This is a genomic window from Bradyrhizobium murdochi (assembly GCF_000472965.1).
GTDB lineage: Bacteria > Pseudomonadota > Alphaproteobacteria > Rhizobiales > Xanthobacteraceae > Bradyrhizobium > Bradyrhizobium murdochi.
The window spans coordinates 44,914-66,578 of sequence record NZ_AXAU01000026.1; the positions used below are offsets into that span (position 1 = coordinate 44,914).

Annotated in this window: 22 protein-coding genes and 1 pseudogene; 19 read left to right on the top strand and 4 right to left on the bottom strand. The window is 62.7% G+C overall.

Translation table 11 applies throughout. The features are described 5' to 3' along the window. Positions 1 to 94: 94 nt before the first annotated feature. Positions 95 to 1,024 (bottom strand): glycine/sarcosine/betaine reductase selenoprotein B family protein, encoded by a 930-nt coding sequence (locus YUO_RS0132565; RefSeq protein WP_028350992.1) that lies wholly within the window; start codon positions 1,022 to 1,024, stop codon positions 95 to 97. A 278-nt stretch (positions 1,025 to 1,302) separates the two neighbouring features. Between YUO_RS0132565 and YUO_RS45360 the strand changes: the two genes are divergently transcribed. Further along, positions 1,303 to 1,587, top strand: coding sequence for a hypothetical protein (locus tag YUO_RS45360; RefSeq protein ID WP_083754800.1), 285 nt, complete (start codon positions 1,303 to 1,305; stop codon positions 1,585 to 1,587). A gap of 195 nt (positions 1,588 to 1,782) precedes the next feature. Continuing rightward, the gene (locus YUO_RS0132580) at positions 1,783 to 2,010 is read left to right on the top strand and encodes a dodecin (RefSeq protein WP_028350994.1); all 228 of its coding nucleotides are present in this window, start codon (positions 1,783 to 1,785) and stop codon (positions 2,008 to 2,010) included. A 227-nt stretch (positions 2,011 to 2,237) separates the two neighbouring features. Here YUO_RS0132580 and YUO_RS0132585 read toward each other — a convergent pair whose 3' ends face one another. Then, on the bottom strand, positions 2,238 to 4,031 hold the full coding sequence (locus tag YUO_RS0132585) for a potassium/proton antiporter (RefSeq protein WP_028350995.1): 1,794 nt from the start codon (positions 4,029 to 4,031) through the stop codon (positions 2,238 to 2,240). 223 nt (positions 4,032 to 4,254) lie between these two features. On the opposite strand from YUO_RS0132585, the gene YUO_RS0132590 reads away from it, so the two are divergent. From YUO_RS0132590 to YUO_RS0132670, 17 genes and pseudogenes are all read left to right on the top strand, one after another. Beyond that, complete coding sequence (locus YUO_RS0132590; RefSeq protein ID WP_028350996.1) at positions 4,255 to 5,565, top strand: mechanosensitive ion channel family protein; 1,311 nt, start codon at positions 4,255 to 4,257, stop codon at positions 5,563 to 5,565. Between the two features lie 116 nt (positions 5,566 to 5,681). Continuing rightward, positions 5,682 to 6,506 (top strand): type I methionyl aminopeptidase, encoded by an 825-nt coding sequence (gene map, locus YUO_RS0132595; RefSeq protein ID WP_028350997.1) that lies wholly within the window; start codon positions 5,682 to 5,684, stop codon positions 6,504 to 6,506. Positions 6,507 to 6,769: 263 nt separating this feature from the next. Further along, positions 6,770 to 7,729, top strand: a complete 960-nt coding sequence (locus YUO_RS0132600; RefSeq protein WP_028350998.1) for an MBL fold metallo-hydrolase — start codon at positions 6,770 to 6,772, stop codon at positions 7,727 to 7,729. A 113-nt stretch (positions 7,730 to 7,842) separates the two neighbouring features. After that, a complete protein-coding gene (radC, locus tag YUO_RS0132605; RefSeq protein ID WP_028350999.1) occupies positions 7,843 to 8,556 on the top strand; it encodes a RadC family protein in 714 nt (237 codons plus the stop codon). A gap of 205 nt (positions 8,557 to 8,761) precedes the next feature. Beyond that, positions 8,762 to 9,337, top strand: a complete 576-nt coding sequence (locus YUO_RS0132610; RefSeq protein WP_028351000.1) for an HdeD family acid-resistance protein — start codon at positions 8,762 to 8,764, stop codon at positions 9,335 to 9,337. Positions 9,338 to 9,391: 54 nt separating this feature from the next. Further along, positions 9,392 to 9,622, top strand: a complete 231-nt coding sequence (locus tag YUO_RS0132615; RefSeq protein ID WP_028351001.1) for a LapA family protein — start codon at positions 9,392 to 9,394, stop codon at positions 9,620 to 9,622. A gap of 38 nt (positions 9,623 to 9,660) precedes the next feature. Continuing rightward, the gene (locus tag YUO_RS0132620) at positions 9,661 to 10,689 is read left to right on the top strand and encodes a patatin-like phospholipase family protein (protein ID WP_028351002.1); all 1,029 of its coding nucleotides are present in this window, start codon (positions 9,661 to 9,663) and stop codon (positions 10,687 to 10,689) included. 14 nt (positions 10,690 to 10,703) lie between these two features. After that, complete coding sequence (locus YUO_RS0132625) at positions 10,704 to 12,158, top strand: GntP family permease (RefSeq protein ID WP_028351003.1); 1,455 nt, start codon at positions 10,704 to 10,706, stop codon at positions 12,156 to 12,158. A 301-nt stretch (positions 12,159 to 12,459) separates the two neighbouring features. Beyond that, positions 12,460 to 13,527, top strand: a complete 1,068-nt coding sequence (locus YUO_RS0132630; RefSeq protein ID WP_198028132.1) for an ABC transporter ATP-binding protein — start codon at positions 12,460 to 12,462, stop codon at positions 13,525 to 13,527. A gap of 152 nt (positions 13,528 to 13,679) precedes the next feature. Next, on the top strand, positions 13,680 to 14,621 hold the full coding sequence (locus YUO_RS0132635; RefSeq protein ID WP_083754802.1) for an ABC transporter ATP-binding protein: 942 nt from the start codon (positions 13,680 to 13,682) through the stop codon (positions 14,619 to 14,621). A gap of 90 nt (positions 14,622 to 14,711) precedes the next feature. After that, on the top strand, positions 14,712 to 16,325 hold the full coding sequence (locus YUO_RS0132640) for an ABC transporter substrate-binding protein (RefSeq protein WP_051379751.1): 1,614 nt from the start codon (positions 14,712 to 14,714) through the stop codon (positions 16,323 to 16,325). A gap of 95 nt (positions 16,326 to 16,420) precedes the next feature. After that, positions 16,421 to 17,392 (top strand): ABC transporter permease, encoded by a 972-nt coding sequence (locus tag YUO_RS0132645; RefSeq protein WP_028351007.1) that lies wholly within the window; start codon positions 16,421 to 16,423, stop codon positions 17,390 to 17,392. A 22-nt stretch (positions 17,393 to 17,414) separates the two neighbouring features. Then, the gene (locus YUO_RS0132650) at positions 17,415 to 18,317 is read left to right on the top strand and encodes an ABC transporter permease (RefSeq protein WP_028351008.1); all 903 of its coding nucleotides are present in this window, start codon (positions 17,415 to 17,417) and stop codon (positions 18,315 to 18,317) included. Between the two features lie 238 nt (positions 18,318 to 18,555). Further along, the gene (locus tag YUO_RS46700; protein ID WP_156908863.1) at positions 18,556 to 18,723 is read left to right on the top strand and encodes a hypothetical protein; all 168 of its coding nucleotides are present in this window, start codon (positions 18,556 to 18,558) and stop codon (positions 18,721 to 18,723) included. 132 nt (positions 18,724 to 18,855) lie between these two features. After that, positions 18,856 to 18,951: pseudogene (locus YUO_RS48750) on the top strand (JAB domain-containing protein); the annotation flags it as partial. 67 nt (positions 18,952 to 19,018) lie between these two features. Next, the gene (locus YUO_RS0132665; RefSeq protein ID WP_028351010.1) at positions 19,019 to 19,936 is read left to right on the top strand and encodes an aldo/keto reductase; all 918 of its coding nucleotides are present in this window, start codon (positions 19,019 to 19,021) and stop codon (positions 19,934 to 19,936) included. After that, positions 19,936 to 20,619: a DUF6064 family protein gene (locus tag YUO_RS0132670; RefSeq protein WP_028351011.1), complete on the top strand. Its 684-nt coding sequence runs from the start codon at positions 19,936 to 19,938 to the stop codon at positions 20,617 to 20,619. The genes YUO_RS0132665 and YUO_RS0132670 overlap by 1 nt, the downstream gene beginning before the upstream one ends. An 11-nt stretch (positions 20,620 to 20,630) precedes the next feature. On the opposite strand, the gene YUO_RS0132675 is transcribed toward YUO_RS0132670, so the two are convergent. Continuing rightward, the gene (locus tag YUO_RS0132675) at positions 20,631 to 21,125 is read right to left on the bottom strand and encodes a DUF3237 domain-containing protein (RefSeq protein WP_051379754.1); all 495 of its coding nucleotides are present in this window, start codon (positions 21,123 to 21,125) and stop codon (positions 20,631 to 20,633) included. Between the two features lie 28 nt (positions 21,126 to 21,153). Then, on the bottom strand, positions 21,154 to 21,624 hold the full coding sequence (locus YUO_RS0132680) for an ester cyclase (protein ID WP_028351013.1): 471 nt from the start codon (positions 21,622 to 21,624) through the stop codon (positions 21,154 to 21,156). Between the last annotated feature and the right edge of the window lie 41 nt (positions 21,625 to 21,665).

The following is a 21,665-nucleotide window of genomic DNA, read 5'->3' on the forward strand; positions in this document are numbered from 1 at the left end:
GTCTCGGCGAACACCGAATGCGCGGTTAGATACCCCTCATCCGGCAGCCTTCGGCTGCCACCTTCTCCCACAAGGGGAGAAGGGAAGTAGCCCGTCACGCCGCGCGGTTGCCGCGCGCGATCTCTTTCTGCCTGTCGAATTCAGCCCGGCGACGTGCTAGTTCTTCCGGGCTCATCTGCGAGACGTTGTTGTAGTCTAGCTTCCAGGAAGCATCCTCGCTCCAGCGCAACGGCGACTGCATCGTGGTGCGCGCGCCGGGCGCGGACTCGAGTAGCCGCAGCGCCAGTTCGAGCGTCAGCGCCTGCGACTCCACATCATGCGGCTTGCCGGCGGAATTGCCGAGCGGGAAATCCGAAAACAGGAAACGCGGCGCGGCGGCATGTTCGACGATATCCTTGGCGCAGCCCATCACCACGGTGGCGATGCCGTTGGCCTCGAGGTGGCGCGCGACCAGAGCAGAGGTCTGATGGCAGACCGGGCAGTTCGGCACGATCACGGCGGCATCGACCTTGTCGGCGAGGCAGCGGGCGAGGATGTCGGGCGCGTCGACCTCGATGGTGACGCGGTGACTGCGATTGGTCGGCGCTCCGAAGAAGCGCGGCGCGACCTCGCCGATCCGTCCCGCGGCGGCGGCCTTCAGAAGCTGCGGCAGCGGAAACCAGGTGCCGCTGTCGGTTGCCGTGGTGTGCTTGCGGTCGTAGCCGATATGCGAGATGCGCAAATCGTGCTCTTTCGAAGTGTCGCCGTCATAGACCTGGTAGAACTTGGCGCTGCCGTTGTACGCCGCGCCCGATCCCTGATCGCCCTTGGTGGGATCATATTGGGCGGCCGTGGTGACGATGGTGACGCGCGATTGCGCGAGCGGCTTTTTCAGCGACTGGAACGGCGCGTCGACATAATGCGCCCAGCGGTAGGGCGTGGTGTAGCCAATCGCCGCGTAGTAGTCGCGGGTCCGCTGCATATAGGGAACGGGAGAATCATAATCGGGCGCAAAGCCGAGCTGGTCGTCAGAGGGGCCGGACATTGTTGTGTCTCTCCTGCGTTTCCACCGTGCGGCCGTGAAGCGGCCGTTCCCCGCAGGCTAATGACACTCGGTTCATTCCTCAACTGCGGATATTGCATCAGAGGAGCGCAGGATCGCGCTTCTTGACCGCATTGGCAAAGGGCGGAATGCCACTGAACGCTTGCTGCGTGCTGTAGGTCACACCTGAACGCGCGTTCACAAAAAACCCTCGAACTTTCTCCGTACGCGGCGCGTCTCAAGGGCATAGCAGGCAATCACGCCTGGATTGGAGAATGTAAATGTTTCGTAACATTACCCTCGCTGCCGTCGCCGCCATTGCCATGACCGCGGCTGCGGTCGCACCGGCGTCCGCCGGCGGCAAGCATGGTGGCCATCATGGCCACGGTCACGGTCATCATGGCCATGGTCATCACGGCCACGGTCATCATGGCCATCATGCGCATGGTCACTGGGGCCATCGCCACTTTGGAACGTCGTTCTATGTCGGCGGAAGCTGCTACAAGACCATCTTCACCAAGTATGGTCCGCGCACCGTGTACGTCTGCGCTCCCTACATCTATTGAGAGCGCATAGTACATGACGGGAAGGCCTCAGCCGACGGCTGGGGCCTTTTTTCGTTCGCTCAATCGCCCCATTAGCCACCGGCTTTCGATGGAACTGAAGAGCTTGAGAACTCGTTCAGAATGGACGCGCTCCTGATCGCATCAGAACGTTGAGCAGGAGGAAGTAGGCACCAATCGCCGCAACGGAGGTTTGCAATGCCCAGTACCGCTGGAACGACGGATCACGTTTACAAGATCCTGGATCTCGCCGGATCGTCCGAAAAAAGCATCGAGGATGCCATTCAGAACGCCATTACCCGCGCATCAAAGACCATTCGCGAATTGAAATGGTTCGAGGTCGTGCAGACCAGAGGCCATATCGAAAATGGGTCGGTTCGCCACTACCAGGTCACCTTGCGAGTCGGATTTACGCTGGAGGAGTAACTCTGGCGCAACGCGCGCCCTGCGTCGAATCCAAACGGCGCGCTCTGCGACGGACCCTAGTTGTACTACGTCATAGCTGCTCACCCCTCATCCTGAGGAGCCCGCGAGAAGCGGGCGTCTCGAAGGATGCGGGCCACAGACGGGCCTCATGGTTCGAGACGCGCTTCGCGCTCCTCACCATGAGGGACTTATGACGCAGTAAGGCTAGCGAAAGAGTGTTGTGGCGATCAAACGCCTGCCACCGACGACCAGATATCCGCAAGCTTGCGCTTGAAGGCCCGCCAGCTTGTCAGGGGTACGACTTTCTCCTCCTCTTCCGGCAGCCGCAGGCCAACCACGTTGACGCGGCCGCCACTGATGTTGCGCGCGACAAGGACGATGGGATCGAGCGCCAGTTCCGCGCCTGCTTTCGGCGCGTGGTCGAGATGGATATCGAAATAATCCGACAGCGTCAGCTTGGCCTGATCCTCGGTGGTGGTGACGCCATAGACCTCCGCCAGTTCACCCAGCGTGTGCTCGCCCGACACCATGAAATCCCCGAGCAGATGCGGGTCGGGCGCCGTGCTCGGCGGCATATCGACAAAGAAGCGGTCCAGCGCCTCGGCCTTTTCCGGCGGCGCCAGCAAATAGACGTAGTCGCCGGCTTCGATCGGATCGGCCTCGGCGGGCGAGAGAATCCGCTCGTCGCGGATGACGAGCGTCGGCTTTGACCAGGATGGCGTAAGGCCGCGCCGGAAATACAGGCTCTTCGCCCGTACCGGATAGCCGACCAGTTGCTGCTCGAGCTGGCCGGGCAGATCGAGCTCGACGCGCCGTGGACCGCGTTCGACGCGCGGCAGCGCCACGTGCAGCCACCGCGCCGCCGGCGCCAGTGTCCAGCCCTGCAGCAATAGCGAGATGATGACCACGACAAAGGCGACGTCGAAATAGAGATAGGCTTTTGGCAATCCGACCAGCATCGGGATCGAGGCGAGGAAGATCGCGACCGCGCCACGCAGCCCGGTCCAGGCGATGAAAATCTTTTCCCGCCAGTTGAACCGGAACGGCACCAGGCACAGCAATACCGCGAGCGGCCGCGCCACCAACATCAGCACCAGCGCCACGATCACGGCCGGACCGACGCTATCCAGCAGGCGCTGCGGCGACGCCAGCAGCCCAAGCAGGACGAACATCACGATCTGCGCCAGCCAGGTCGCGGCATCGAGAAACGTCACCACCGAATTATGGGCGCGCGTCGGCCGGTTGCCGACGATGATTCCCGCGAGATAGACCGCGAGAAAGCCCGACGCGTGTGCAGTCTGCGCGACACCGAACACCACCAATGCAGCGGTCGTGACGAAGGGCGCATGCAAGCCCTGCGGCAGCGCCATGTGATTGAGCGCCAGCACCACCAGGCGACCGCCGACCACACCGAAGATGGCACCGAGCAGACCTTCACGCGCGAGTTCGAATGCGACATGCCCAGGTGAGCTTTGACCGATGGAGATGAACTCGACCAGCATCAAGGTGAGGAAGATCGCAAACGGATCGTTGGTGCCGGATTCCGCTTCCAGCGTCGCCCCGACACGCGGACGCAGGCGCAGGCCCTGGGTGTGGACGAGCAGAAACACCGCGGCAGCATCGGTCGACGCCACCACCGCGCCGACCAGCAGCGACTCGGTCCAGTTCAGGTCGAGCGCGTATTTGGCGACGGGCGCTGTGATCAGCGCGGTGAGCAATACGCCGATCGTCGCCAGCACCATCGAGGGCGCCAGCACCGTGCGAATGCTCTGAAATTTGGTTCGCAGGCCGCCGTCGAACAGGATCAGCGCCAGCGCCACCGAGCCGACCAGATAGGTGGTGCGGACATCATCGAAGCTGAGCTGGCCCGGCCCGGCATCGCCCGCCAGCATGCCGATCAGGAGGAACACCAGCAGCAGCGGCGCCCCGAAGCGCAATGCAAGCAGGCTCGACAGGATGCCTGCCATCACCAAAATGGCGCCCAGAAAGATGGCGATGCTGACCGAGTCGAGAGAAGCCATGAACCTCCGATATCGTCGCAAATACTTGCAATTGCATCCTTATCGTTGCCACACTTGATCGCCAACCCATTTCTGCGATCGCGGCAATGTGCCCGATTTACGGGTCTGACCATGCCCCGTAGCAGCGTGTCGATGGCATCCGCACGTCGCCTGTGAGAATCTGCCTGCTATTCGCGAATCACCTTTGTCTGATGGGGCCAGAGCCTCGAACGAGAATTTTCCGATGGACCTGAAAGAGATCATCGAGATCCTGCACAACACGGCGCGTTCGGTCGGCGCGGAGGTCACCTCGCCCTGGTTCTATCTGCAACTGGGACTGATCCTGACGGCCGCAGGCATCGCCTGGGCCGGCGCCACCGCCGTGCGCTCCAGGATAGACGTTTCGTCGGTTGCAATGGGCTGGCCGGCGCCGTTCCGGCTGTTCGTCCGCGTGCTGGTCGGCAGCACATCGACGGCGGTGTTCGCGCTTCTGATGACGCTGACGCGCTGGGTCATGATCGCGTCGACCTGGCCGAGCCGCAGCTATCTGCTCGCGGTTGCCGCCAAGCTCGCCTTCGCGTGGCTGGTCATCAACCTCATCACCTCGGTGATCCGCAATACCTTCGTGGTCCGGCTGGTGTCCATCTCGGCCTGGCTGGTCGTGGCCCTAAGCATTCTGGGCCAGCTCGAGCCGGTGGTCGAGGCGCTCGACTCGGTCTCGATCGTGCTCGGCGATCTCAGGTTGACGCCGCTGCTCCTGATCAAGCTCGGCGCGCTCCTCATCGTGGCGCTGTGGCTGACCAACATCGCCAGCAACTTCGTGGAAGGCCGCATCACCCGGTCCGGCGATCTGACGCCGTCGATCCAGGTTCTCCTCGTCAAGATCGTCCGGTTCACGCTGATGGTATTTGCCATTGCGGTGGCCCTGAGCGCGGTCGGTATCAACCTCGCGGCGCTCGCGGTGTTTACCGGCGCGGCTGGCGTCGGTATCGGTCTCGGCCTGCAGAAGATCGTCGCCAACTTCATCAGCGGCATCATCCTCCTGGTCGACAAGTCGGTGAAGCCGGGCGATCTCGTCACCATTGGCGACAACACCGGGCGCATCAGCACGATGAAGACGCGCTACATCTCGGTTGCCGCCGGCGACGGCCGCGAGTTCCTGATCCCGAACGAGGACCTGGTGACGCAGAAGGTCGTGAACTGGACCTATACCGACAAGAACACGCTGGTGAAGGTGCTGTTCAGCACCAATTACGACGCCGACCCGCGGGCGGTGTGCAAGCTGGCCATCGACATTGCCGGCGCCGTGCCGCGGGCCATCAAGAACAAGCCCCCGAACTGCATCCTGACCGAATTCGCCGAGGCCGGCATGAAGTTCTCCCTGACCTTCTGGCTGCCCGATCCTGACGGCCTCGACAACGTGAAGAGCGACGTGATGCTGGAGCTGTGGGACGCGTTCAAGCGAGAGGGGATCCGTGTTCCCTATCCGGTCCGCGAAATCCGCGTCCGCGGCGGCGCGCTGCCGGTCGAGCCCGTGGTGGAAGTTTCCGGCTAGATGCAAGCCCTTTAAAGCCGCGCCGTGGCCCAACCTCGGCTTGCACTGACCGGTTGGATCATTAAATTAGGCATTCAAAATCAGCCCTTTTTCCGTTCCAGAAGTATGACCCGCCCATGAGCTATATCGAAGCCACCGACACCTCCTTGCGAAAAACCGGCCAGATCAAGCTGCACGGCGCCAGCGGCTTCGCCGGCATGCGCAAGGCGGGCGCGCTGGTGGCCAAATGCCTCGACGAGCTCACCGACGTCGTCAAGGCGGGCGTTCCGACCTCGCGGATCGACGAATTCGTCCGCGACTTCGCCTTCAGCCAGGGCGCCTATCCGGCGACGCTGATGTATCGCGGTTACCGCTACTCGACCTGCACCTCGATCAATCACGTGGTCTGCCACGGCATGCCAGGCGACCGCGCGCTGAAGGAAGGCGACATCGTCAATATCGATGTCACTTTCATCGTCGACGGCTGGTACGGCGATTCCAGCCGGATGTATGTGATTGCTCCGATCGCCCGCAAGGCCGAGCGACTGATCGAAGTCACCTATGAGGCGATGATGCGCGGCATCGCCGCCGTGAAACCCGGCGCGACCACCGGCGACATCGGCCATGCCATCCAGAGTTTTGTCGAGCCGCAGGGCATGAGCGTGGTGCGCGATTTCTGCGGCCATGGCCTCGGGCGCATGTTCCACGACGAGCCCAACATCATCCATATCGGCCGGCCCGGCGAAGGCGTGATGCTCAAGCCCGGCATGTTTTTCACGATCGAGCCGATGATCAATCTCGGCAAGCCGCATGTAAAAATCCTGTCCGACGGCTGGACCGCCGTGACCCGCGATCGCTCGCTCTCGGCGCAATTCGAGCATTCGGTCGGCGTCACCGCAACCGGCGTCGAAATTTTTACGCTGTCAGAGCGCAACGGCGAGAAGCCGCTGGCGGCGGCCTAAATTCCGCTTCGGCCCAACCCGGCTACATCGAACGCAGTCGGCTCAACTTTTTGGTTGCGATGCACGACGCGACTGCTTGAACGAGGCTGCCAAGCGGCCTGTTGCAAGTCGTTCTCAATACGACATCGCCTTCCTGCCGCCAGTCAACTAATCCTAACCTTTGCGGAATAGGCCGGGCGCGCCGGTGTAGGACTCGGCACGGGGCGCCTTCCGGCAGCGAGAGCCTCTGGCAGGCAAGGGATCAACCAATGGGAGCAAGAGCAATGTTCGAGATTTCACGGCGCGATCTGGTTCTCGGGAGCACAGCGGCGGCCCTGGTTTTCGGTCTGAGGGGGCCGGTTTCTTTCATCGGGGCGGCACATGCGCAGCGCGCCGCCGACAGCCTCAAATTCAAGGTCGGCGACATCGAGGCCTTCAGCCTGCATGAGGGCAGTGTCGAGCGCGCCGCCACTGAGGGAATGATCAAGAATGCCTCGCTTGACGACATCAAGAAGGCGCTGACGGCTGCCGGCATCAACCCGGACAAGTTCGACAATCCCTTCACTGTCACCGCGATCCGGACTGGCGGCAAGGTCGTGCTGTTCGACACCGGTTTTGGCGGCAATGGCCCGGCGACAGTGGGCAAGCTCGCCGACAACATGAAGGCGGCTGGCCTTGATCCGGCGACGGTTTCAACGGTCGTGATCTCGCATTTCCATCCCGATCACATCTCCGGGCTGTGGGTGAAAGAAACCAACGCGCAGGTTTTCCCGAATGCGGAAATCCTGATGCCCGAGGTGGAGTACAAGTTCTGGACCGATCCGGCGCTGGTCGAGAAGATGCCCGAGAACATGCGGCCGCTCGTCAAGCGAATCCAGGCAACTTTCCCGACCTGGAAGAACATCAAGCAGTACAACGACGGTGCCGACCTCGCGCCCGGCGTCAAGGCGATTGCCACGCCCGGCCACACCGTCGGCCACATGTCGTTCCTGGTCGCTTCGGGCGGGCAGCAGTTGTTCATCCAGAGCGACGTCACCGGCATGCACCAGTTGTTCGTGCGCAATCCCGGCTGGTTCTCGTCCTTCGACGCCGACGGGCCGAAGGCGGAAGCCACGCGGCGCGCGTTCTTCGACCGCGTCATCGCGGAAAAGGGCATGATCGCCGGCTATCACTTCGGCTTCCCGAATGTCGGCACGCTGACAAAGGACGGCAATGGCTACGCATTCGCGGCCGTGAAGGCCTGATCGCAGGTAAGGAGCGAAACGAAGGCGCCGCGCTATGTGTGCGGCGCCTTTTCTTCAGATGCTGTCGCACTTTAGAGTTGCAAAAGCTCGCAGGCACGGCATGGTTACGGCCGATGCCTGCCAGGACCAGCAATCCCCCGGATCAATCCACAGAGACGCCGCACTATCACGGCCATCGCGAACGCCTGCGCGAGCGCTTTTATGCGGCCGGGCCGGAGGCGCTGAGCGACTACGAGCTACTGGAGATGGCGCTGTTTCCGGCCCTGCCCCGGCGCGACACCAAGCCGCTGGCAAAAGCGTTGTTGAAAAAATTCGGCTCGTTCGCCGAAGTCATCCATGCGCCGGTGGCGCGCCTGCGCGAGGTCGACGGCATCGGCGAGGCTTCGGTGAACCAGATCAAGCTGCTCGCCGCGGCGGCAAGCCGGGTCGCGAAGGGCGAGATCAAGCGCAAGATTGCGCTCTCGTCCTGGAACGACGTGATCGATTATTGCCGGAGCGGCATGGCGTTTGCCGACAAGGAGCAGTTTCGCCTGCTGTTCCTTGACAAGCGCAATCAACTGATCGCCGACGAGGTGCAGCAGACCGGCACCGTCGACCACACCCCGGTCTATCCCCGCGAGGTGATCAAGCGGGCGCTCGAACTATCGGCGACCGCGCTGATCCTCGTGCACAACCATCCGTCCGGCGATCCGACGCCGTCGCAGGCCGATATCCACATGACCAAAGCGATCGTCGAGATCGCAAAGCCGCTCGGCATTTCCGTGCACGACCACATCATCGTCGGCAAGAATGGGCACGCGAGCCTGAAGGGGATGCGGCTGATCTAGCGTATTGCTAATCGCCAACGAGGCGACCAGCATCGTGCCGCGGCAGGACCTCGCACGGCGAAATCACGACCGATGATATCGAAATCAGATGATCGCAACGCGCAGTTGCGCTAGTATCCACCTGTCGAGCGTCCCTCGCCGTGCGCTCTAGCGTCGAGGGGCCGACAAACTAACGTCGGATAGGTTTTCGCATCGGAGGACCGTCATGACCAGCACTTCAGACACCGTAAAGAGCCCTCAGGCCGGTTCGGATACGGCACCGCTACGCGCCAAGTGGGGGTGGATCGTCGCACTCGGCGTCGTCTATCTGCTCGCCGGGTTTATCGCGCTCGGCAGCGTCGCAATGGCCACCGTCGTGAGCGTCCTCGTGGTCGGCGTGATGATGATCATCGCCGGCGTCGCAGAGGTGGTTAGCGCCTTCCAGATCAAGAGCTGGGGCAAATTTCTGCTCTGGGCTCTGCTTGGCGTGCTCTACATCATCGCCGGCTTCGTCACGTTCCAGAATCCGTTGCTCGCGGCAGTGCTACTGACCCTCGTTCTCGGCGCAGCGCTGGTGGTCTCGGGCATCACGCGGATCGTGCTGGCTTTCAGCATGAAACGAGAAATGCCCTGGATCTGGGTCGCGCTATCCGGCGTGATCACGCTTCTGCTCGGCGTGCTGATCCTGGTGCGCTGGCCGGTTTCGAGTCTCTATATCCTCGGCCTGTTCCTCGCCATCGATCTCATCATGGCCGGCGCTGGTTGGATCGGGCTCGGCTTCGGCCTGCGCCGCGCTCGCTGAGGTGTGGTTAGCGGGCTGTAGCACAGTCCCTTGATCGACGAAAAGGAGGCGCCCATGCGCTGGATCTACCTTGCCGTCATCATCCTGTTCGTCGCGGCAACGATCATCTTCGCGCTGCAGAACTTCGAGATCGTCACCATGTCCTTCCTCGGCCTGAATGCCCAAGTGCCGCTCGCTGTGCTGGTCGCCGTCGCCTACCTGCTGGGCGCGGCGACGGGTGGCAGTCTGTTCGCACTACTGCGCCGATCTTACGAAAGGTCGAGAGGAAGTATCGGAGCGTCCTGAATTGAGTGTCGTTTCATCTCCGATCAACGAGGGTGACGATGGACGAAACAGCGCGCGAACCCGTTCTGGTGGATCTTGCTTTGCAAGGCGGAGGCTCCCACGGCGCTTTCACCTGGGGCGTGCTGGACCGGCTGATCGAGGAGCCGTGGCTGCGGATCGAGGCAATCTCCGGCACGTCGGCGGGCGCAATGAATGCAGCCCTGGTGGCCGACGGGTGGACGCAAGGCGGTGCCGATGGAGCGCGGGCGGCGCTCGCGGCCTTCTGGCGAGGCGTGTCGCGCGCTGCCACGTTCAGCCCGCTGCAGCGCTCGCCGCTCGACCGGCTGATGGGCCGCTGGACGCTCGACACCTCACCCGCCTATGTCGCCATGGACCTGATGGCCCGTGTACTTTCGCCTTATGATCTCAATCCGCTCGGCCTCAACCCGCTGCGTGCCATCCTCGCCGCAAGCATCGATTTCGAGCGACTGGCCCGGGCATCAATCAGGCTGTTCGTCACCGCGACCAACGTGCGCACCGGCCGCGGCCGCATCTTCCGCAATGCGGAGATCACGGCCGACGTCCTGCTTGCCTCGGCTTGTCTGCCGACCATGTTCCAGGCGATCGAGGTCGACGGCGAACCCTATTGGGATGGCGGCTATGCCGGCAATCCGACGCTTACGCCGCTGGTGCGCGAAAGCGACGCTCACGACACCATCCTGGTGCAGATCAATCCGCGCGAACGACCGAAACCGCCGCGTACGGCGAACGAAATTCTCAACCGCCTCAACGAAATCTCCTTCAACTCGCCGCTAATGAAGGAATTGCGCATGATCGCGCTGCTGCGCCAGGTGGCGGACCCCGGACACGGCGAGGGCGCGCGCTGGGCCGGAATGCGTACGCACCGGATCATGACCGACGCGCTCACGGAGTTCGGCGCATCATCTAAGCTCAACGCTGAATGGGAGTTTGTTTCACTGCTCAAGGAAGAAGGACGCAAGAGCGCCGACGCATTCCTCAAGGCGCATGGTGACGACCTCGGCCGGCGCTCCACTGCCGATCTCGATGCACTGCTTGCGGAGTGCTGAGGGCGATGACCCTGTTGGGACTTCTCGGCATCCTGATCGGCCTTGGCCTCTTGATCTTGTTCGCCTATCGGGGCTGGAGCGTGTTGGTGCTCGCGCCGCTTGCCGCGCTGGTTGCCGCACTGTTTTCCCGCGAGCCGCTGCTGGCCCACTGGACCCAGACCTTCATGGTCAGCGCGGCAGGCTTTCTGGCCCAGTTCTTTCCGCTGTTCCTGCTCGGCGCCCTGTTCGGCAAACTGATGGAAGACAGCGGCTCGGTCGCCGCGATCGCGACCTTCATGACGCAGCGGCTGGGCACGCGGCGGGCTGTGCTCGCAGTGGTGCTCGCTGGAGCGCTCGTCACATATGGCGGCGTCAGCCTGTTTGTCGCCTTCTTCGTGCTCGCACCGATGGCGCACGAGCTGTTTCGCAATGCCGGCATCCCGCGGCGGCTGATGCCGGCGGCAATCGTGCTCGGCACCTCCACCTTCACCATGTCGGCGTTGCCCGGCACGCCATCGATCCAGAACGCGATCCCGATGCCATTCTTCGGCACCACCCCATTCGCCGCGCCCGGCCTTGGCATTCTGGCATCGTTGATCATGCTCGGCTTCGGCCTGTGGTGGCTCAACCGCGAAGTGGCCAACTCAAAAAGAAACGGCGAAGGCTTCGGCGACGGCGTGCCGATGCCTTCTGCCCGTCTTGCCATCGACGAAAAGCTGCGCGAACGCGCCACCACCGCGCGGGAGTTCGATCCGGCGGAGATCGTACACGGTGCGGTGACCGACGTTCCGCCGTCAGTTGTACTCGCCGCACTGCCGCTCACTGTGGTGATTATCATCAATCTCGCGATGTCGCTGCTCATCTTGCCGGCACTGGACACCCGCTTTCTGGCCGAAGCTCGCTGGGGCGAAACGTCGCTCGCAGCCGTCGGCGGCGTATGGGCTGTCATCACAGCCCTCGCCTGTGCGATCGTGACGGTTCTCGCCGTCAGCCATCGGCGATTGCCGGCCCTGCGTGCAACCATGGACGCCGGCGCCAACGCCGCCGTACTGCCGGCCCTGAGCGTTGCGAGCCTGGTCGGCTTCGGCGCCGTGGTGGCGGCGATGCCCGCCTTTGATGTCGTACGCGACACCGTGCTCGGGATCGGCGGCGGACCGCTGGTTTCGCTCGCGGTGGCGACCAACGTGCTCGCCGCGCTCACGGGGTCGGCATCGGGCGGGCTGACCATTGCGCTCGACGCACTCGGGGCGACGTATATGACGCGCGCGGCGGAGATCGGACTCGATCCCGCGCTGCTGCATCGCGTGGCGGTGATCAGTTCGGGTACGCTCGACAGCCTGCCGCATAACGGCGCGGTAGTCACGCTGCTCGCCGTCTGCGGATCGACGCACCGGGACAGCTATCGCGACATCGTCATGGTCGGCATCGTCGGCGCACTCATCGCGCTCGTTGCCGTCATCGCGCTCGGCTCGGTGGCGGGATCGTTCTGAGCCATCGGCGCCGCCTGCCGTCTCAGGGTAAATGGTGCACAACCACCACTCCGGCGATCCGACGCCGTCGCCCCCTGGTTGATCGTTCGCAAATGCAACAATTCTCAACCGGGATGACGCCAAGAGAGCATCCTTGATCAGGCAATCGACGGCCTTCCGGCGTCGCGTCAGTGATGGCCAGGATGCATGGCGGCTGGTCCGCCAGCCGCGCCGATGCATTCAAGACCTTAGTCTAAATTGTCGCAGTACCACAGGATTGGGTTTGACTTGCGACCGAGAGACTCGAAAGATCAAGGCGTAAATGGAGGCGGGTCAGGTCAAGCGGCTGAAAGGCCGTCCGTACAGTACCGATGACGAGAGGCGCGAGGTGTCCAGGCTTCTCAAGATAGACAGCTTGCAAACCTACTTCTTCTCGGCGGCCGGTGTGGTCAAGGCCGTCGACGGCATCAGCCTTGATATCAATCAGGGCGAGACGATCGCCATTGTGGGCGAGTCCGGATGCGGCAAGTCCGTCAGCGCGCTCTCGATCCTGCGGCTGGTCGCCGATCCGCCAGGCCGCATCATCGGCGGCAGCATTCGCTTCCGGGACAGAGACCTTCTCAAGCTGAGCGAAGAGGAAATCCGGGAAGTCCGAGGCAAGGACATTGCCATGGTGTTTCAGGAGCCGATGACCTCGCTCAATCCAGTACTGACGATCGGGCGACAGCTCACCGAGACCATGGAGCAGCACCTCGACATGACCCACGACCAGGCGGTCGCCCGTGCGGTCGAGCTGCTGGGCATGGTGGGGATATCGGATCCGGCGCGTCGACTGAGGCAGTATCCGCATCACTTCAGCGGAGGCATGCGCCAACGCGTGATGATCGCTATGGCCTTGTGCTGCGAGCCCAAGCTGATCATCGCCGACGAACCGACAACGGCGCTCGACGTGACGGTTCAGGCGCAGATTCTCGAGCTGATGAAAGATCTGACGCAGCGTCTGGGCGTGGCGCTGATCATCATCACCCACAATCTTGGTATCGTCGCGCGCTATGCGGACAGGGTCAATGTCATGTACGCGGGCAGGATCATCGAGAGCGGAACCGCGCACGAAATCTATCACCATCCCCACCATCCATACACGCTGGCGCTGCTGCGTTCGGTACCGCGCATGGATCAGCCACGCCGGGCTCGGCTCGATCCGGTGGAGGGACAGCCGCCCGACCTTTCGCGCCTGGGCGCCGGCTGCTCGTTCCATCCGCGCTGCGGCTTTGCCATTGCGCGCTGCGCGAGTCAGTCACCTCCCTTGGAGCGGATCGATGGCGGCGATCATCTCGCGGCATGCTTTGAGGCGGACAACGTTGCCAAATCGATGGCGAGGTCGTCATGACCCCCATGGAACCAACCGGAGCGGTACGGCAGAGCGCAGAAGCGGCGGTGCAGGTATCGACCGTCGTGCCGGACGTTGCGCTCGAGCATAGGCGCCAATCGGAACGGCGCGTCGCCCTGGCACCGGAGTTGGTCACTATTCGCGACCTGAAAATGCACTTTCCGGTGATTGAGGGCGCTCTCTTCTCCAAAGAGGTCGCTCGAGTGAAGGCCGTCGACGGAATCAACCTCACCATCCGCAAAGGAGAGACGCTCGGACTGGTCGGAGAGTCGGGTTGCGGCAAGACCACCACTGGTCGGTGCATCCTGCGGCTCGAGCACCCGACCGGAGGCGAGATCCTGTTCGACGGCAAGAATCTGGTCGATCTCGATCAGAAATCGATGCAAGCCCTGCGGCAGAAGATCCAGGTCATCTTCCAGGATCCTTACAGCTCCCTCAATCCGCGCATGAAGATCGGGGAGATCATCTCTGAGCCGATGAAGGTGCACGGGACCGAGCCGAACAAGGCAGCGCGCGATGCGCGGGTCGCGGAATTGCTCCGCCTGTGCGGCCTGGATCCCAAGTTTGCCGACCGCTACCCCCACGAGATGAGCGGCGGCCAGCGCCAGCGCGTCGGCATCGCACGCGCCCTATCGGTGCGTCCGGAATTCATCATCTGCGACGAGGCGATCTCGGCCTTGGATGTATCGATTCAGGCGCAGATCATCAATCTGCTGGAGGATCTGCGGGAGCAGTTCGGACTGACCTATCTGTTCATCGCGCACGACCTCAGCGTCGTTCGCCACCTGTGTCATCGCGTCGCAGTCATGTATCTCGGCAAGATCGTCGAACTGGCGGATTGCGACGAATTGTACAGCAATCCTCTGCATCCCTATACTCAGGCGCTTCTCGCGGCCGTGCCGGTACCGGATCCTGACTTGGAGAGGGCGCGCGCCCATCGGATCGTGAAGGGCGAAGTGCCGAGTCCGATGAATCCGCCGAAGGGATGCGTGTTTCATCCGCGCTGCCCGCTTGCGGTCGACTGCTGTGCGAAGATTGTCCCGGAGTTCAGGGAACTGCGGCCCGGCCATTGGGTGGCTTGTTCCGTAATTTGAATGAAAGCCCCGTAAGAAGGGCGACCGGCCAGGGGCGTAAAGCCCGGCCCAAAAAAGCCAGGAGGAGTGTGTTCCAGAGGGAGAAAGATCATGAACCTTGCGAAATATCTCAGAGCCGTGCCGATCATGGCGGTCAGCGCGGCCGTTGCCATCGGCTTCGCCGGAGCTCCGGGTCAGGCTGCGCCCAAGACAGGCGGGATCCTGAACTTTGTGGTGCCCGACGAGCCGCCGAGCTGGGACGGTCACCGCGAGACGACGTTCGCGCTGATCCATCCCTTTGCACCGTTTTATAGCCTGCTCATTAAGGTCAATCCGGAAAATCCGTCCTCACCGACGGACTTCGTGTGCGACCTGTGCACGGAAATGCCAACTCCGACCGACGGGGGCAGGACCTACACGTTCAAGATCAAGCAGGGCGTGAAATTCCACGACGGAACGCCGTTGACGGCGCAGGACGTGGTCGCATCATACAAAAAGATCATCTTCCCACCGGAGGGAACGACCAGCGCGCGCGTAGCCTATTTCGTCATGGTCGACAGCGTGAGCGCGCCGGACGACCACACGGTCGTATTCAAACTCAAGTATCCATCGGGCGCCTTCATCCCGGCGCTGGCGACGCCTTACAACTTCATCTACTCGAAGGCAAAGCTCGACCAGGACATCCGCTGGTACGAGAAGAATGTCATGGGGTCAGGGCCCTTCAAGTTCGCGGGAAGAGAGGCAGGCGCCTCCGTGCGCGGCGAGCGCAACAAGGACTACCACGTTCCCGGGCAGCCCTACCTCGACGGCTTCGAAGCGATCTTCTCCAACAAGCAGGCGGTGCAGGTGCAAGCGATCCGCGGCGACCGGGCCGCAATCCAATTCCGCGGCTTCCCGCCGAAGAGCACCGAGGACCTCGTCAACGCGCTCGGAAAGGACATCACGGTTCAGGAGAGTGACTGGAACTGTGTGCTGCTGTTTACCCCCAACCACAAGAAGAAGCCGTTCGACGATGTCCGCGTTCGCCGCGCGCTGACGCTGGCGGTCGATCGCTGGGGCGGATCGCAGAGTCTTTCGCGCATCGCCATCGTCAAGGCGGTCGGTGGTGTTGTGTTCCCGGGTCACCCGCTGGCGGCGACGAAGGCGGAGCTCGAACAGATTCCGGGCTTCTGGCCGGATATCAACAAGTCGCGTGCCGAGGCCAAGCGGCTGTTGCAGGAGGCCGGAGTCCCGGGCCTGAAGTTCGAGTTGTCCAACCGCGCCGTCGACCAGCCCTATACGATCGTGGGCACGTGGCTGATCGACCAGTGGCGGCAGATCGGGGTGACGGTCGAGCAAAAGATGGAGCCGACCGGTCCATTCTACGCGCGGCTCAGGTCGGCTGATTTCGACGTGACGGTGGACTTCAACTGCCAGTCGGTGATCAACCCGCTGCTCGACATCGGCAAGTTCCTGTCGGAGGACATCGGCAACGAAAGCTACGGCGCCTACATCGATCGCGACCTCGACAAGATGTTCGAGGCGATGAACCGCACGTCCGACGAAGCCGAGCAGCGCAAGCTGATGCGGCAGTTCGAGAAGCGTGTGCTCGATGAGCAGGGGCATTCGTTCGTCACGCTGTGGTGGAACCGGATCATCCCGCACCGGTCCTACGTGAAGGGCTGGAAGATCAGTCCGAGCCACTACCTCAATCAGGACCTCGCCAACGTATGGCTCGACAAGTAAGCGCCCGACGGCGGTCGTTTCCGCGCCCCCTGCCATAGCAAGGCAGTAAACGGGAAACGGCCGCGGGGGCGGGCAAGAGTGGTGCAGGAACGATCATGTACCAGTACGTCCTAAAGCGACTCCTGTTGATGATCCCGACGCTGCTCGGCGCCGCGCTGCTTGTCTTCCTGCTGCTGCGGCTGGTGCCGGGGGACGTCTGTGTGCTGCGCATGACAGGCGGAGCCGGATACGTCGATCCCAAGGCGATCGCTCTCTGCCGCGCCGAGCTCGGTCTTGATCGTTCCTACGCCGTGCAGTTCCTGACCTTCATCTGGGACTTCGTCCGGTTCGACTTCGGCAAGTCGATGTGGACCGGACGTCCGATCACGGAAGAGGTCGGGCTCCGCTTCGAACTCTCGCTACAGATCGCGATCATGGCGACGATCACCGCCATCATGCTCGCGATCCCGCTCGGAACGATCTCCGCGGTCAAGCAGAACACCTGGATCGATTACGTGGTGCGCGGCTTCAGCATCGCCGGAATCGCAATGCCCTCGTTCTGGCTCGGCGTGCTGATCATCCTCGGCCTGCTGATCACCACGAAGTCGGTGTTCGGAAGCCCGTGGATGCCGCCGATCAAGTACGTGCCGATCTGGGTCGACCCCCTTTACAACCTGAGCATGACCATCTTCCCGGCGCTCGCCACCGGCTACCGCTATTCCGCCGTTGCGACGCGCATGACGCGTTCGGCGCTGCTCGAAGTGCTGCGCGAGGATTATGTCCGCACGGCGCGCGCCAAGGGACTTGTCCAGAAGCTCATCATCCGGCGGCACGCGCTCGGAAACGCGCTGCTGCCCGTGGTCACCATCATCGGCATTGAATTCGCGTTCCTGATGGGCGGCCTGGTGGTCACCGAGCAGGTGTTCAACCTCAACGGGCTCGGCAAGCTGTTTGTCGCGTCCGTGACCAATCAAGACTACACGATGACCCAGGCGCTGGTCATGCTGGTGGTGACGATATTCGTCCTCACCAACTTTGTGGTGGACATCATCTACGCGTGGCTCGACCCGCGGATCCGGTACAAATGATCGCTGGAATCAGAGGTTCTGCATGACTGTCGCGACCGACCTCGACACCAGAGTCGAACTGACGGAAGAGCGCAAGCGGCGAAGCAGGCTTGCGGCCATCGGCCGGTTCGCACGCCGAAACCCGCTCGGCGCCGCCGGCGCCGTAGTCATTATCGTCATGGTGGTGGTTGCGGCGCTTGCAGATTTCATCGCCCCGTACAACCCGGTTGCCAACGCCTTCGACCGTATGCACGAGCCGCCGAGTTTCGAGAACTGGCTCGGCACGGATCAATACGGACGCGACGTGTTCTCGCGCATCGTCTATGGGTCGCGTACCGCCCTGCTCGTTGGATTTGCGTCGTCATTCGTCGGCGCCACCTTCGGTCTCGTGCTCGGTGTCGCGAGCGCCTATTTCGGCGGCAAGATCGATCTGATCTTCCAGCGCATCCTCGACGTCTTCATGGCGTTCCCGCTGATCATCCTGGCGCTCGCCGTCATCGCAATCTTCGGGACGGGGGCGCAGAACGTGATCATCGCCATCACCATCCCGTTCATTCCGCGCTGCGCCCGCGTCGTGCGTTCAAGCGCGCTGGCGATCCGCGAGCTCCCCTATATCGACGCCGCCCGCGCCAACGGCTTCAGCCACAGCCGCATCATTCTGCGGCACATGATTCCGAATGTAATGGCGCCGTTTCTCATCATGATCACTGCCTTCGTGGGTCAGGCAATCTTGCTCGAAGCATCGCTTTCCTATCTCGGTCTCGGAGTGCAGGAGCCGACGCCGGCATGGGGCCTGATGCTTCAGGGGGGCGCCGAGGAATACGCCGAGAGCGCCCCCTGGATAGCCATCTTCCCGGGCATCGCCATCAGTCTCGCGGTGTTCGGTTTCAGCCTGTTCGGCGATGCGCTACGCGACGAGTTCGATCCCAGGCTGCGATCCCTGTAAACAGCAGCCAGCACGCCTGCGGGCCACAGAGCGCACGTTCTTCGTAGGCTGCCGCAAGGTCACGAGCCCCCGCGGGACGCACGATTATCCTTCCTGGCGTACGGCTCGGCGACAATGCTTCGAGCCTGCCTGCATTTACCATTTATTAACTCTCCGCTTCGCGCTTTGGCGAACGCGTGAGAGAGTGGTTCATCGGATGAGAGGGGGTAGCTCATTCTCGATTGAGAGGGGATCGACGATGAATCAGCTAGCAGAGCGGATGAGAGGCGCGGCTCTTTCGATGAGCCCGGAGCACCTGGTCGACAAATTTCTGGACTGGCTCGAGGAACTGAGGGGCGCGCTGGCGCTTGCGGAAATCGACAGATTGGCCCGTAGCGAGCTGCGAACCAGGATGCTGTACGATTGATCCGGCGACCATAGCGCGATGGAACGGCCAAAGCACACAAAGGGCCGCCTCAAATGGGGCGGCCCTTTGCTCGTGCGGATCCGTCGCGCCGGAGGCGCTGTTTATGCGAAGCGCCTTGTCGCGCGACATACGATACCTATCGCTGCCCCACTCGGCATCTCCGTGCACGACCACATCATCGTCGGCGGGAACAGTCACGCAAGTTTGAGGGGACGGAAGCTCATCTAATGCTGTTTAGCTGAGGACGGCACGCGACTGCATATTGGGTCAGCCCGCCGCCATGATGGAGCCTCGGATGCGGACGACACGCCGAACGTTCCTGCAGGCCTCCTTGGCAACGGCTGCGGCTGCGCACTTGCCGGGCGCGCTGCATGCCCAGCAAGGCCAGCCCGCACGCCGCCCTATTCCCTCGAGCCGCGAGGAGATGCCGATCGTCGGACTGGGTACCTGGATCACCTTCAACGTCGGCAACGATCCGGGGCTCAGGGACGAATGCGCTGGTGTCATGGCCGCCTTCTTCGAGGCTGGCGGCCGCATGATCGATTCCTCCCCCATGTATGGGTCGTCGCAGCCGGTGGTCGGCTACGGCCTTCGAAAACTCGGACGGCCGCCTGCGCTATTCTCGGCCGAAAAGGTCTGGACGTCCTCGGCGACGGCAGGCCCGGCCCAGATCGAGCAATCGCGTCGCTTCTGGGGCGTGCCGAAGTTCGATCTCGTTCAGGTTCATAATCTCCTCGCCTGGAAGGCGCATCTGCAGACGCTCCTCCAGATGAAAGCCGCCGGTACCGTGCGTTACGTTGGAATCACCACGTCCGAAGGCCGCCGTCATGATCTTGTCGAACAGATCATGCGAAACGAGCCGATCGATTTCGTGCAGTTCTCCTACAATGTCGTGGATCGCGACGCCGAGGCACGACTGCTGCCGCTGGCGGCAGAGCGCGGGATTGCGGTGATTGTGAACCGGCCGTTCCGGCAGGGCGAGCTGACCAACCGCCTCAAGAATAAGCCGCTGCCAGAGTGGGCGGCCGAACTCGGGGTGTCGAGCTGGGCGCAGCTCATGCTGAAGTTCATCCTGTCTCACCCGGCCGTCACCGTCGCAATTCCGGCGACCACGCGCGTCGACCACGTGCGGGAAAACCTCTCGGCCGCCGCCGGACCGATGCCGGACCTCGCCACGCGGCAGCGCATCTCGGCCCACGTGCAGGCCCTTTGATGTCGGAGTGGTGGACCTATCGCGCGGAGGATTTCCTGCTGTTTTCGCCGCGCGTCTACTGGCGCATGCTCGAAACGTACAATGCGGCGCTCTGGCCTCTGCACGTCGTGACGCTTGCCGCCGGCCTGCTCATCATCCTGCTGATCGCGTGGCGACCGCGAGTCTTTGCACGTTGGATCGCACTCATCCTGGCAACCCTCTGGATCTTCGTCGGGTGGTCCTTCCTGTGGAATCGCTACGCGGCCATCAATTGGGCTGCCGTCTATGTTGCGCCGGCTTTCGCCGTTGAAGGTGGGCTGCTCCTCATCTTATTTTTGCGCGATGGCCTTGCGTTCGACCGCCGCGGGCCAGTCGCGTGGACAGGATATCTCCTCCTTGCCTTCGGGATTGCCGGACAACCGTTGCTCGCGCCGTTGCAGGGACGCGGCTGGGCCTCGTCCGAAGTCTTTGGCATCGCGCCTGATCCGACAGCGATCGCGACGCTCGGCGTTCTGCTCCTCGCCCGCGGCGGGCTTGTGCCATGGCTGCTGCCGATCCCCGTGCTCTGGTGCCTGCTGAGCGGCATAACGCTGCGGACGATGGGAGAGGCACAAGCCTGGGCTCTTTATGCAGCCGTGGCGCTCGCCGCTGTGGCCTGGATCTGGACGATCATCCGCCAGCGCGGGTCGCTTCCGGCCGCGTGAATGCACATGCGTCAGACGATCTGGGAAACATGATAGGCGATGCCGCCCTCGACCAAATATCCCGACCCGACGCAGACGATGTCGTTCATCCAGGCATATTGTTCCGCCCCGGTTTCGAACAGGGGGTTGGTGCGGAAGTAATAGCGCGAAGGGTCAACCTGATATCGTTTCGCGGGATCAGCCATTTCTGAACGCAATTCGGGCGGCGTGATCCAGCGGCCGCCATAGGTCATGTGCACCAGCGCGCCGTCATGCGTCCGGAGCGTCAGGCGGACGTCGAGCGACATCGCGCCATCGCTGCGGAACAACGCCCAATCGCCGCCACCGGGCACCACCTCGCCGCGCAGCTTTGGGCCTTCGAAGGTGCCGCCGGCCGCACCGAACAGGATGCGGCGGCCGAGCGGACCATCGCCGATGTTCAGTTTCGGATTGAGATCGACGACGATGTCGAACAATGGCGCCGTCCTGATCGCGGCGACCGGTTTGACGCGTGGATCTACTGTCATCATCTGGGTCCTGGTTGGCGGGAGGAAGTCATTCAGCGGCGAGCTGCCGGACCCCGGCATCGCCAAATATCCTGCGGCGTACCGCGTCGGTCGAGACGCCGGACTGCGCGCAGAGTTCGGCAAGGTCGAAGAAGAATCGCTCGTGGACGATCCGGTCGTCCTTGAACGCAAACTGGATGAATACCGGGAGGTCTGCGCGCCTGCCGTTCGGTACCACGCCGAAGCGATCGCCGGTCAGTGTCATCTGCACGCGGCCCCAGCAGACCAGCGTATCGTCATTGGCGGCGCGGCCCTGCAGGACGACATTGTAATCCGGGAACGAAGCGAAGAACCGGCTCAGCACCTTCTCGTTCTCGGCAAGACCCCGGGCGGTGGTTCCGAAGGCCGGGTTTTCCAGCACCATGTCGTCGTGGAGAACCTTTAACGCCGCCGGCACGTCCTGACGGCTCTTTGCCTCCGCCAGGGCCTGCACCAATTCGAACATTCGATCGCTGTTCATGACCCTTCCTCCCATAGCTCCCGCGGGCTCACTTTTACGCT